The organism is Psychrobacter sp. (genome assembly GCF_030454045.1).
Classification (GTDB): Bacteria; Pseudomonadota; Gammaproteobacteria; order Pseudomonadales; family Moraxellaceae; genus Psychrobacter.
Map to the genome: position 1 here is coordinate 31,264 of NZ_JAKDJE010000008.1, position 13,026 is coordinate 44,289.

The 13,026-nt window shown below is 44.3% G+C and carries 12 protein-coding genes; 4 read left to right on the forward strand and 8 right to left on the reverse strand.

What is annotated here, in order from left to right:
• The first annotated feature begins 178 nt into the window (after window positions 1-178).
• A complete protein-coding gene (locus L0G63_RS02800; RefSeq protein WP_301449318.1) occupies window positions 179-916 on the forward strand; it encodes a YciK family oxidoreductase in 738 nt (245 codons plus the stop codon).
• A 143-nt stretch (window positions 917-1,059) separates the two neighbouring features.
• Entirely contained in the window at window positions 1,060-1,326 is a 267-nt protein-coding gene (locus L0G63_RS02805; protein WP_301449295.1) for a DksA/TraR family C4-type zinc finger protein, read from the forward strand.
• A 116-nt stretch (window positions 1,327-1,442) separates the two neighbouring features.
• Here L0G63_RS02805 and L0G63_RS02810 read toward each other — a convergent pair whose 3' ends face one another.
• Window positions 1,443-2,660, reverse strand: a complete 1,218-nt coding sequence (locus tag L0G63_RS02810; protein ID WP_301449296.1) for a GTP-binding protein — start codon at window positions 2,658-2,660, stop codon at window positions 1,443-1,445.
• A 79-nt stretch (window positions 2,661-2,739) separates the two neighbouring features.
• Window positions 2,740-3,498, reverse strand: coding sequence for a two-component system response regulator OmpR (ompR, locus tag L0G63_RS02815; protein ID WP_058023990.1), 759 nt, complete (start codon window positions 3,496-3,498; stop codon window positions 2,740-2,742).
• 376 nt (window positions 3,499-3,874) lie between these two features.
• Between ompR and L0G63_RS02820 the strand changes: the two genes are divergently transcribed.
• Window positions 3,875-6,388 carry a Tex family protein gene (locus L0G63_RS02820; RefSeq protein WP_301449297.1) on the forward strand — a complete coding sequence of 838 codons (2,514 nt, stop codon included), beginning with the start codon at window positions 3,875-3,877 and terminating at the stop codon, window positions 6,386-6,388.
• Window positions 6,389-6,519: 131 nt separating this feature from the next.
• On the opposite strand, the gene L0G63_RS02825 is transcribed toward L0G63_RS02820, so the two are convergent.
• From L0G63_RS02825 to L0G63_RS02835, 3 genes are all read right to left on the reverse strand, one after another.
• Window positions 6,520-7,080, reverse strand: a complete 561-nt coding sequence (locus tag L0G63_RS02825; RefSeq protein ID WP_301449298.1) for a hypothetical protein — start codon at window positions 7,078-7,080, stop codon at window positions 6,520-6,522.
• A gap of 216 nt (window positions 7,081-7,296) precedes the next feature.
• The gene (locus L0G63_RS02830; RefSeq protein ID WP_301449299.1) at window positions 7,297-8,136 is read right to left on the reverse strand and encodes a hypothetical protein; all 840 of its coding nucleotides are present in this window, start codon (window positions 8,134-8,136) and stop codon (window positions 7,297-7,299) included.
• 506 nt (window positions 8,137-8,642) lie between these two features.
• A complete protein-coding gene (locus L0G63_RS02835) occupies window positions 8,643-9,929 on the reverse strand; it encodes a trans-acting enoyl reductase family protein (protein ID WP_301449300.1) in 1,287 nt (428 codons plus the stop codon).
• A 407-nt stretch (window positions 9,930-10,336) separates the two neighbouring features.
• Between L0G63_RS02835 and L0G63_RS02840 the strand changes: the two genes are divergently transcribed.
• Window positions 10,337-10,492, forward strand: a complete 156-nt coding sequence (locus L0G63_RS02840) for a DUF1328 domain-containing protein (RefSeq protein ID WP_021814049.1) — start codon at window positions 10,337-10,339, stop codon at window positions 10,490-10,492.
• Window positions 10,493-10,599: 107 nt separating this feature from the next.
• On the opposite strand, the gene L0G63_RS02845 is transcribed toward L0G63_RS02840, so the two are convergent.
• The 3 genes from L0G63_RS02845 to L0G63_RS02855 all read right to left on the reverse strand — a co-directional run bounded on the left by L0G63_RS02845 (window position 10,600) and on the right by L0G63_RS02855 (window position 12,885).
• Window positions 10,600-10,893 (reverse strand): 4a-hydroxytetrahydrobiopterin dehydratase, encoded by a 294-nt coding sequence (locus L0G63_RS02845; protein WP_058024891.1) that lies wholly within the window; start codon window positions 10,891-10,893, stop codon window positions 10,600-10,602.
• 109 nt (window positions 10,894-11,002) lie between these two features.
• Window positions 11,003-11,296: a GNAT family N-acetyltransferase gene (locus tag L0G63_RS02850; protein ID WP_301449301.1), complete on the reverse strand. Its 294-nt coding sequence runs from the start codon at window positions 11,294-11,296 to the stop codon at window positions 11,003-11,005.
• 224 nt (window positions 11,297-11,520) lie between these two features.
• Window positions 11,521-12,885, reverse strand: coding sequence for an acyl-CoA desaturase (locus L0G63_RS02855; RefSeq protein WP_301449302.1), 1,365 nt, complete (start codon window positions 12,883-12,885; stop codon window positions 11,521-11,523).
• Between the last annotated feature and the right edge of the window lie 141 nt (window positions 12,886-13,026).

The window sequence follows — 13,026 nt, forward strand, 5'->3', positions numbered from 1 at the left end:
TTATCCGTATGAGTCATTTTTGACTCATCACCCTAAGCATATATTTTCAACGATTCCATGATAAGTAGTGAGCAATACCATGAGTGACAACCTGAATCAGCCAGCTGGTCATCAAGACAACCAAAAAAAGACGCAACATTTTAGTCAACCTCTGAGTCATGATGATATTCGTAACTTTATGCCATCTGAGAACTGTTTAGAGGGAAAAACTATCTTAGTAACGGGTGCAGGCGATGGTATCGGCCGTGTTGCGGCACTGACTTATGCTCGTTATGGTGCTACGGTGTTACTCTTGGGTCGTACCAGCAGTAAGCTTGAATATGTCTATGATGAGATTGAAAGCTTTGGTGGTAAGCAGCCTGCTATGCTGCCGATGAACCTAGAAGGGGCGACCTACACGGAGATGCAGCAATTAGAGAGACTGATTGATAAAGAAGTGGGCCAATTAGATGGCATTTTGCATAATGCGGGTGTGCTTGGGCAGCTGACCCCACTTGAGATGTATGATGTAGATACATTTGCTCATGTCATGAAAGTCAACTTTACAGCAACTTTTATGCTGACCCAAGCGTTATTGCCCTTATTGAAAGAGTCTGATCATGGTTCTATTGTCTTTACGTCTAGCACTGTAGGTACGCATCCTCGTGCGTTTTGGGGCGCTTATGCGCTCTCTAAGCAAGCGGTTGAAGGGATGAGTGATATCTTTACGCAAGAAACTCAAAACACCACCAACCTGCGCTTTAATTGTGTCAATCCGGGTGCTACTCGCACCAATATGCGCGCTCATGCTTATCCAGGGGAGAACCCGATGAGCTTACAAACGCCTGAAGATATTATGGCAGGCTACGTCTGTTTGATGAGTGATGCCAGTGTTGGCGTGCGCGGGCAAGTTGTTGAGTTGCAGCCAAAAGATTAGCAGTGATATTTTTGCGTTATGTGGTCATGTTTTATTTATGATATTGCGACGATTGTTAGGTTGCAATCAGTCGTATCTATCCCCATCTATTTGTTATTAAAGAAGTTATATACAGAATAATGATTAACAAATAGGACAAAATTATGGCAGGTGGCTGGTCAAGAGATGGTGCTGAGCATGAGCAAATGGATGCAACGGTCAATGATGCGTTGGAGCGCGCAAGACGCTCATTGCCAACAGGTGTGAGTGCAGAATTTTGTGACGAATGCGGTAATTCTATTCCGGAGGCGCGGCGACTAGCGGTGCCTGGTATCCAGCATTGCGTCAGTTGTCAGACAGCGCTTGAGCAAGAGGCAAAGGCGGCGGAGCTATTTAATCGTCGCGGCAGTAAAGACAGCCAATTGCGCTGATGAAAAACTGAGGAAACACTGAGTCAGTGACAACATAAAAAAGTGAACCCTGCCATATGGTAGGGTTCGCTTTTTTGTTGCACAGGTTTGAGGGATGTCTGTTTAAAATAGGCTCACTATATAACCATTGCCATGAGCTCACGATCGCAATCCTCCCAATTTATATAAGCTGCTGACGCTTTGGCCTCATTCTCACTTTCTGTTTTTTCTGTAGCTGTATCGACAGCATTTGTATCTACAGCGCTGCCTAGTTGCAAAATGATTTCTAGCCGACTGTCGATCTGGGGGTCAATGGTTTTGGTGGTCAGACTATCAGGATTAAAGTTGATCTGCAGCCAGCCATCACAAGTATGTACCACGCCTTTAATGCGTTGCCAATTTGGCAAATTCAATAACCAATTCTGCAAATCGTCAGCGTTTAGTTGGTAATGGGCGGGTAGTCGCCATCCAGCCAGCTGAAAATCTTGCTGCTCTTCATGGTAGCGATAGGGTAGCCCCTCATTAGTATTTTCCTGATCATCATTCTCAGTTATAGATGGGTTTGCTAATGCCACCTCTCTCAGAGAATGGCTTTGAGAATGCGAGCCGATCATCGGTTTGTGAAGATGAGTGATACTGATTTTACGTTGATTTGCAATGATATGGCTGGGCTTGTCGAGTTGATAGTTTAACCCTGCTATGTATTCCTTGGTTAATGGGGTGTTTGATGCGTCTGTTGTCTCAGCTACCGTTAGTTCAGATACTACCCAAATGATTTTTGCATGTGAGTTTAGCGTGGCTATCCACTCTATCAAGGTGTGTTTTTCGCTACTACTTAGTTGATCATAGCGATTGACGATCAGCACATCGGCATCACGAACATGCGCCTGAAAGCCATCATGATCACGGTATTGAACCTGTTGCCACTGTACGCCGCTCAGCACAGTGATTACGGCATTCATTTTTAGGGCAGTCTGCCAATGCGTGGCACTGAGCTGTAATATCAGCTCGCGTGGATGTGCCAATCCTGTCGGTTCAATCAATAGTCGCTGCGGGTGATGCTCACTGAGCAGACGGCTGATTGCGATTTGTAAGGGCAGCTGACTGGTACAGCAAATACAACCGCCACTGACTTCTCGAATGGCGATATTCTTTTGCTCAAAATCGTTATCTTGAGAGCTTGCTAGGAGTGCGCCATCAATACCGATACGGCCAAATTCATTGATTAAGAGCGCCCAGCGCTCGTCATTAGGTTTTGTGGCAAGCAGCTGATTGATTACTGTAGTTTTGCCAGCACCTAAAAACCCTGTCACTAATGTGCAGGGTATGTTTTGGAAAATAATAGGGTTTTTCACAGGTATGCTCATCATATCGGCACGTGTTTGTGAGTAAACAAACACGGCCTATATTAAAAGAAATGTCATCAGCCAAAGGTTATTCACTCTTGACGGTTTCTACCTCAGCTTCATCAGGAACGAACACATAGCCCACACCCCAAACCGTTTGAATATAGCGGGCTTGTGAAGGATTGTCTTCAATCAAGCGACGTAGGCGTGATACTTGCACATCGATAGAGCGCTCCATCGCACCCCACTCACGACCACGGGCAAGGTTCATCAACTTATCACGGGTCAACGGCTCACGTGGATGCTGTACCAGAGCCTTCAACACCGAAAACTCACCTGTCGTCAAAGTGACGACGTTACCGTCACGTTTGAGCGTGCGAGTCGATAGATCTAGTGTCCATGGACCAAACTCAACCACTTCTAACTGGTGACTTGGCGCCCCTGGAAGCTCACGGTTCTGACGACGCAAGACGGCTTTGATACGCGCCAATAGCTCTTTTGGGTTAAATGGCTTAGGCAGGTAATCATCTGCACCCGCCTCCAAACCTGCGATACGGTCAGCATCGCCACCTTTAGCGGTCAGCATAATGATTGGAATATCCGCATTGTCTTCACGTAGGCGCTTACAGATGCTAATACCGTCTTCGCCCGGCAGCATCAAATCTAGTACGACTAGAGAGAAGAGCTCACGTTGCATGAGTTTGTCCATCTGACTACCATCATGGGCAGTACGAACGACGAAACCATCGTCTTCTAGGAAGCGCTGTAGTAAAGAGCGCAGGCGAGCGTCATCATCGACAACTAAAATACGCTGAGTCAAAGTATCGGGGCTGTTGTTATCAGTCATACAGGCATCCTCTTATAAAAATTATTGTTAGCAGAAATGACGAGTAAAAAGCGATGAGTAAAACACTGCCATTAATTATCGTTATTTAATGATGGGTCAAAATAAGCACGTCATAAAATCAAAAACTATTGTTCAATATATCAGCACATCTCAATATTTGTGCTATTGATACTTTAGTGTATAAGATTGCACCGCGAATTGCATCACCCATAAGAATAAATGCTGTATGCGTTTGTTTAACAAGGCTACAGAACGTTTGATATAAACCGTTTTATGCCGCAAAACAGGCGATAATTAACGAAAAGATAAAAAGGATTTTTATTCATGCAGCTTTTGCTATAATGCAAAACTACATTTCTCAACGATTGATACGTATATGAGTAGCACTGATACCTTAACGTCATCTCAAACCTCGACAAATGCACAGGTTTTGGATGCAACCACACACGCGAATATTCACGACAAGCTTGCTCGCGCGCTTGGCATTAAGACTGCTCAAGTCAATGCGTTTGTGAAGCTTTATGATGAAGGCGCAACGGTTCCGTTCATTGCGCGTTACCGCAAAGAAAAGACGCAGAACCTTGACGACGCGCAGCTGCGTGCTTTAGAAAAATCTCTCAATTATGAGCGTGACATGGCCACCCGTCGCCTCAAAATTACTGAGTTACTGAGCACACAGGGCAATCTGACCGATGAGCTACAGATGCGTATTGATAACGCGACGTCTAAGCTTGAGCTTGAAGACATCTATCTGCCATATCGTCCGCGTCGTCGTTCACCGGCTGCCAAAGCACGTGCTGCTGGTCTTGACGCTGCCGCGCAAGCGGTCTTGACGCAAGAAATCACCCCGACAGAGGCGCTGGCTGATTATCAAGTTCAATCAAGTATCACTGATGATAGTGGTAATGAGATCGACGTTGATTTTAGCGATATCGAAAAACAGCTTGCTGGCGTACAAGCCATTATCGTCGATGAATGGACACAAGCATTGGGTTTGTTGGATAACTTGCGCAGTGGCTTTGCCAAAACTGCCAGTATCGTATCGAGCGTTGCGAGTGAAGAAAAGCGTGAAGTCGGCGAAAAGTTCAAAGACTATTTTGAACATAGTGAAAGCCTTGCCCGTCTGCCTAACCATCGTCTATTAGCGATGTTACGTGGTCGTCAAGAAAATGTCTTGGGTCTAAAAATTGAAGGCGAAGACGCTCCATTTATCGAAAAAATCATCAGTCATTTCGATGTCGATGCCAAAGCACCTGCCGCACGCCGTGAGTTTTTGGCAGAAGCAGCCAGTAGCTTATGGAAAGAGAAATGGCGTCCGCATATCGAGCACCGTTTATTAACTGAAAAGCGCCTAGCTGCAGAAGCAGATGCGATCGATGTGTTTGCTAGCAATCTACAGCATCTGCTGATGTCTGCGCCTGCAGGACCTAAAGTGATCTTGGGCGTTGATCCTGGTATCCGTCATGGCGTAAAAATGGCTATCGTCGATGCGCAAGGTCATGTGATGTCAGATAGTGAAGAGAAACCTGTCATCGCGACGGTTTATCCATTTGCACCTGACAACAAAATGACTGAAGCCAAAAAAGTAATTGATGAGCTATTAAGCACTTATAATGTTGATTTGGTCGCTATCGGTAACGGTACGGCAAGTCGCGAAACCGATGCAATGATCAAAGAGATTCTAGCCGCGAATGATGCACTCAAAGCCAAAGCCGTCATTGTGAATGAGTCGGGCGCCTCTGTCTATTCTGCCAGTGAGCTTGCCAGTGATGAGCTTGCTAATCTAGATGTTTCTGTGCGCGGCGCGGTTTCTATCGCACGTCGCTTGCAAGATCCATTGTCAGAGCTCGTTAAGGTGGATCCAAAAGCCATCGGTGTTGGTCAGTATCAGCACGATGTGAACCAAAATCAATTAGCTGATAGCCTTGATAAAGTCACTCAAGACAGCGTGAATGCGGTTGGTGTTGATGTAAATACAGCGAGCCCAGCTATCTTGGCTCATATCGCTGGTCTTAACCGCAACGTAGCACAGCAAATTGTTACTTATCGCCGCGAGCACGGTGCATTTGATAGCCGAGAAGCGCTCAAAAACGTCCCACGTCTAGGCGCTAAGACGTTTGAGCAAGCAGCAGGTTTCTTACGCATCCATAATGGCAGCAATCCACTAGATGCGACAGGCGTGCATCCAGAGAGCTATGCGTTGGTCGACAGCCTGTTAGTACAAGCCGACAAACCGCTGTCAGAAATCATCGGTAATGACGCTGTGCTAAATACTATCGATACCACGACATTGGCCGCCAATGACGATAATGTCAGCGTAAAAGCGATTATTGAAGAGCTTGCCAAACCTGCGCGTGATCCACGCCCTGAATTTAAAACGGCTAACTTCCGTGATGATGTCAATAGCATCAAAGATTTGAGTGAAGGCATGATGCTCGAAGGCGTGGTCACAAACGTAACGGCTTTTGGTTGTTTCGTTGATGTGGGTGTCCATCAAGATGGTTTGGTCCATATCTCACAAATGGCCAATGACTTTGTGGCTGATCCTATGAACCGTGTCAAACCAGGTGACATCGTATCTGTGCGGGTGATCTCTATCGATGAAGCGCGTGGTCGTATTGGGTTTAGTATGAAGCCTGAATCTGAGAAACCTGCGCGCACGAACGCGAAACCTAAGGCAAATGCTGACGGAGACCAAAATACTCGTCCGCGTCCTAGTCGTCCAGCGAGTGATAAGCGTCTAGCAAAGCCACGCGCGAAGCGTCAGGACAAAGACAATGCTACCAGTCGCAGTAAACCAGCTAAAGCGAATAAGACTGATACCTCAAGTAAAATGGGTACGTTTGGCGCATTATTGCAAGAAGCTGGCGTGACCAAAACCAAGAAATAAACTGCATTACTTTGTATCAGTGAAGTTTTACTGTATCAATAACGTTTCAATAAAAAGGCAGCCATTAGGCTGCCTTTTTTATGTGTATTGCTTTCTTTTAAAGTCTAGGGTTTTTAAATTAGAAGGCTATGTTAGCGATTTACAGCAATGCGGCGGTTTTCTTTAAATTGTACATTGGCTGGCTGAGTGGCCAACAGCTCTCCACGTTTGTCCTTTGTTTTTTCTCTCAAAGTACTTGCGGTATCGGCGACTTTATTCTGAGTAACGGCTTCACCTGAGATCAAAGGCTGATAGTCTGAGCTGCTATGCTGCATATTTGACGACTGTGTACGGGTATCTTGAGACACATTAGCTTCTGGTGATACGCGCATATTGTTCATGGTATCGCCCATATTGCCCATGTTATTGTTAGAGGGTTTGGCCATATTGTTGTTCATTGGCGCGCCCATATTGTCTCTTTCGTCATCCACTTCGCTGTCCATGTCCGCATCAACATCGATATCAACGGCACCAGGTTGAGTAGCACGTAACTCGCCATTTGGCCCTTCTATTTCAGCTTGTATGGTGCTTTTGACAGGGGCATTACGCTTATCCGCTGGCATAAGATCAGTATTATTAACAGGGGCTGCCATTGCAATGCTTGGTAATACGAGTGCTGTGCCCATGACTAACGTTAAGATATTCTTTTTCATTAAAAACTCCAAAATTTATAATATTAGAAGCTGTCATCCATCATCAATAAAGGATTGATCAGCGTTGAACTATTGTTGCCAGTATTTCAACGCTCACAGTATCAGCTATGTGCTTACTATTTCAGTAGTAAACACATTAAACACCTAACAGCTTGATGTACACTTGTGACGTTATGAAACCAGCTTCATAAAGTTTGGTGCTGAAGTTTTTGTCTATTATTCGACGATCATATATTCACTAGCATCAGCGTCAACCGTACGTGGTAGTGAGTCGCTATCAGAATCATCAGATAGATTTACAACAGGATAAGTCTGCGTGACTTCAGTATTCTCAACGACATTAGCATCGGCTTTTTTTCCAACGATAACGGTGTCATTAGCCTCGTTTTCAATAGCGATGGCAGCACCTTTAGCAGTATTGATGCTTTTGACTTGATCCTCTGGCGCGATGATAACTTCTTTGACTCTGTATTTAGCGGGACGAATGACGCGCGTCGTCTCAACCATCACTGGCTCTACAACACGAGCTTCGGCGATGGCGATCTGTGCTTCTGGCGCTGGGGCTTCACTCATAATAGGCATTGGGAACTTATCACTGAAATGATTATCGCATTGCTGCATGCTCAAACGTACAGGGTTGCCCGCACGGTCCATATAGACGTTGACTGGCATATCAGCTGCGATAGGGACGTATTTGCCGACCAATGCGCCTGAAACACCATAACGTCCATTTGCCTGACCCACCCCTAAATCACAAGCCCCTGCCGAATAATCATTCGTGTTCAGGTTGTTGCTGTCAACGACACTTTGAGGAATCATGACTTCAGACAAACGCATTTTTTTGACTGTGGCTTCGCCAGCTTGGCGTTTTGGATTTTGATACGTGTAAGGTGTATAAAACCTGGCCGAACCATCTTTGACAGCAGTGACGCACTCTTCATACGTGTCGTAACCCACATTGCCATGGTTATCGGTTACCATAGCCGCGCTCGCCGAGCTGGCAAACATGGCAAAGCCTGAACCTAATACAGCGGCTGTTAATATATTTAATTTCATTGCGATATCCTTTTTAGTTATGAGTTCCTATTTGTTATTCAGTGATCTGACTATGCTTATACTGAAGCTTATATTGAGGCTAATATCAAGTGCGATCTATTTGAGTATTGTTGATCGTATATAAATGTATTGGTGGCTCAAAGATCTTCATGCTCTTCCTTAAAAAAATGCTCGCTAAAGAAGGTCTTATGGTATTTAGATCAGCTTTTTAATATGAATTAAATGTGTCTATAACGAGGCTACAGCCTGTTTTATCCTAACGTACTGATCAAAAGATGGCTATGACATTAAGCTAGGAGTGTGTAGCATAATGTAGTGAAAAATCGAAAAGCCGCAACACTGATTACCAAAAACGTACGCTATTAGTATTTGTTAACATGTCCTGCAAAAAGTCAAAATCTACATAATAAAAAACCGTATCCTGCTATCAAGATACGGTCATAAAAATCATCAGTATTAATATATCGCTATGTAAGCGCTTTACTATTGAATCACGGTAAGCTCGCTTAACCCTCGATAACCTCAAAGCTTAGGCCTGAATGCTCTTCTAAGCGAGCTATGAGCTTATCTCCCATTGCAGAAGCAGGTGTCCAAAAGCCGCCACCAACGTCCTCTTTACTGATGTCTTGCGCTAGACATAATGCCGCCTGCGAGAGCATGCGAGAGGTGCTGCCATAACCAGGATCTTTGTCGCCTGTGACTTTGACCGTGATAGTGTCATCTTTGAGAGTTTGTCCAAAATGTCGAATATCAAAATAGCCGTTTTCTTGCTCCTCTTTAGAAGGCCCTGAGCCTGATTTGGGCAATACGTGTTTGGACAACAAGTCACGGCTTGGCTTGATCATCATAGCTGTGGCAAAGCCTAGCAATCCTGCGCTCATGGCATAGCTTGATAATTTGCCTTTGACGCCATCTCTCATCCACATGGCTTCGTCATATTTAAAGTCGCGGCCGTATTCATAACCAAGTAGCTGGTTACTGCGATGGACAATACGTGTATTGATACTCGCCATCACAAAGGGTGCCAACCAGCGTTTGTGAGTGCTGTCATATTCTGGTTTACTGACGTTATCTTGGCGGACATTGGGTGCATCTGTGTCATCGTTTAGCAGATAGGGGTTGGCTACTTGTTTGCGGCGAGCCTTGTCTTCACCAGCCTCTTCAAATATCGTCGCCATCGAGGCAATCGTACCACCAGAGATGCCGCCTTTTGCCGCTTTCACTCGCATGTGAATTACATTACAAGTCTCACCGAACGTCTCTTCTGCTTTGGCCTGCGTAAAGTAAACGCCCAAGTCTGATGGAATAGAATCAAAGCCGCAAGAGTTGACAATACGGGCGCCGCTTTGCTTGGCAGTCTCTTGATACTTGTCCATCATGTCTTTGATAAAGATTGCCTCGCCAGTAAGATCGACATAATCGGTACCATTTTCAGCACAAGATTTGATCAAAGGCTCACCATATTTGAGATAAGGGCCGACGGTTGAGATGATGACTTGTGTCTGTTTGGTCATCTCATCAAGGCTGGCAGGATTGTTGCTGTTGGCAATGACGATATCTACTTTGCTCTCAAGCGTTGACTGTAACTCATTTAATTTCTTTTCGTCACGCCCTGCAATGGCCCACGTGACGTTAGAGCCGTCTTTATTCTTAGCATTGGATAAAAAATTGGTTAAATAGTGAGCGGTGATCTGTCCAACGAAGCTTGTTGCGCCATATAAAATGACGGCATAAGGGCGGTTGTCGCTACTGTTTTGTTGTGCGGGTTTTGCGGTATCCGTCTCAGTACTCATAGTATTATCCTTAATAGGTTAGGTAATTGTGTGACCTTAAACTATAAACTAAGTGATTCAATTAGGTTAGGAGTTTGTGGGGTCGCGACAGTTTTCATTGGCAAATGCTTGTGTTACAAGTCATAAAACTATCGATAAGGCGCTATAAAGTAATCCATAACTTATCAAAACTGGTTCGTATAGCGCTAGAGATGGTCTATATAGAGACAAGAAAAAATAAAAGGTATTAAAACTTGCTACAAAGTTTACATAACCTACCGCCATCATTACCAAAATGCACGTTCTTTAAAGAGGAATATTGCTAATTTATGTTTGTAAGCAGATATGACTGGTTTTATAAAAAAAGTTAAATCAATACTATATAAAGTTTACTATCTGATTTTTAACAATTATTTGAGGAGAATATTATGTTTCGTTGGGCTATTATCTTTGCAGTAATCGCACTGCTAGCAAGTTTACTAGGATTTGGCGGCGTCGCAGGATTATCTGCTAATTTGGCGTACATCTTCTTAGCAGTCGCTGTGATTTTATTTATTGTGGCATTTGTCAGTCGCAAAATGTAAATACAGTTTATTGCTATAAAAATCCAATAAAAAAAGACCCTCAATCGAGGGTCTTTTTTTATATTCAACTAAAGCACTTCAGTTACTCATTTAACAGAAATATAAGGCTATAGACGTTTGGGTTGAACGATATGTTCCATGCGTTTTGCAAGGCGAATGTCCAAACTAGAAACGCCGCCGGTGTCCTGATTGGTTAGGCGTACCTCGACTATATTGTATATATTACGCCATTCCGGATGATGTTCGAGTGCTTCAGCATAAAATGCCGCTTGGTTCATAAAACTCATGGCTTCGATAAAGTCACTGAAGTGATAGGTCTTGACGATACTATTACCATCGCGCTGCCAACCAGCAAGCTCTTCTAACTGTAGATTGATTTGTTTGTCAGATAAACTACTCATATTAATAACCTTTATTGTTATATGGATTGGTTTATTAAAAGTTATATTGGGATGGATCTCCTAATCTAAAATTGCTGCATACCAGTTGTTTGGGATAAAGGGCGGTAAGCTATACCAAATCTTGGTACTCAGGGTGCTTGCTGATATATGAGGCCACAAACGAGCATTGCGGCACGACTTTCTTGTCGTGTTCACGGGCGTAATCTAGTGCATGCTTGACTAGGGCAGAACCGATACCGCGGCCCCCTAATTGCTGTGGGACGATGGTGTGATCATAGACGAGAGTGTCATCACGGTCTTGATAGCTGATATAGCCTGTCTGACCATCAACGGTGGTCTCAAAGCGATTCGCTGCTTGATTATGTGTGATATCTAGTGCTGATTTAGTGGTTTGGTTACTCATGACACAACTCCTTTTATTATTATAAAATTTTTAATAACGGCCCTATTTTCTAAGGATTAACGAAAAAGGCAGATTCATTAAATACTGTGTTGTCAGTAAATACTTTGTACTGGGTTGAGTATGTAGGATCGATACCAAACAATCTAGTCGCTTACCGTAATAGTCTATATGACGATTGTTAATAGTATTAAAGTCTTTTAATCTGTGTTAAAAATGTGAATATATCACCATGCGTAAGCTATTGCTTTACGAACGACAGGTGGCAAGAATCGACTAAGACCCTTTGCTGTCTCGCTCTCTGTTGTCGACTTATGTATGTGAGTAGTATCCGCAGCCGATACCGACTGGTAGGCTTGCCACTCTTGCTCGCTGGGCTTACTAAAGTGATGAATACGTCCCAATACTTGTCGAAGCTGTGTGCTAAAACGCCCAGTGTTGTAAGGCAAATCATATTTATGACAGATGGCTTTTACCTGTGGGGCAATACTGGCATAGTGGCTGGCTGGCATATCGGGGAATATATGATGCTCAATCTGATGAGACAAATTGCCAGTTAAAATGTGAAACCACTTATTACCTTTGATATTACTAGAGCCAAGAATCTGACGCACGTACCAGTCGCCTTTGCTCTCATCAGCATCGAGATGGGTATAGATATGTGCTTGCTCAGTGAAATGGCCACAGAAAATCACCGCCCACGTCCATAGATTACGAATCGTATTGGCTGCTATGTTGCCACTCAGTGTACTCATAGCGCTACGACGACCTAGGGTCAAGGCGGCTATGGCTGGCAAGGCAATATAATCTTTGCCTACTTGTCGGCCGATTTTGGCAAATAGTGCGCGAGATTTTTGCTGCATAATTTTATGCAAGTCAGGGGAGTCGGCGTATTCATCGACACTGATCTGAATATCATGAAAGGCAACTGCCCATTCAAATCCAAATGCCAGCACTGCTGTACTAAACATAGTGTAGCGATCTTCTGGCGTCCAAGGCTGCTCATCTGTGACCCGAATCAAGTGATAGCCGACATCATGGTCGCGCCCAACAATATTGGTAAACGTATGATGTAAGTAGTTATGCGAGTGTTGCCACAATGGCGCAGGGCAGACAATGTCCCAGTCAAACTTTTGACTGTTCAGATGCGGATGCTGCATCCAGTCATATTGACCGTGCATGACATTATGCCCAAGCTCCATATTGTTGAGTATTTTGCTAAAGCTTAGCATTGACGTACCCAATAGCCAAGTACCTATCTGCGAGCGGCGTGATGACATGCGTCCTGCGACAGCCAGTAAACCACGGGCGACAAGCTCACTATAAACCACAGTCGCATAAATTCGCTGAATGTATTTGGCGTCATCGCTACCTAATGAGTCCATCACACCTTTATATAGCGCATTTAATTCTACCGCCAAGGCATCACTTTTTGCTTTGAGTAAAGGCGCCTGCGTCACAGTGGGATAAGGCGTTTGCTGCGATGACGGGGCTGGCTGCTCGCTACCATCTCTTGCCAACTGTGCATCGGACAATAGCGTCAACATAGGTGCGGCAGAATGTGCTGTGTCAATAGGTGGTAATAAGCGCATATATAATCCTTAACCGAAATGGCACGAATAAGCAGCACTGGGTTCGGTTTGATGAGTCATCTGAGTTTTAGCATACAATATGAGTTAACATCAGTCTATTTTTTGGTTTTAAGAGGTCGATAGTCAGGGGTTAGTGGTCGT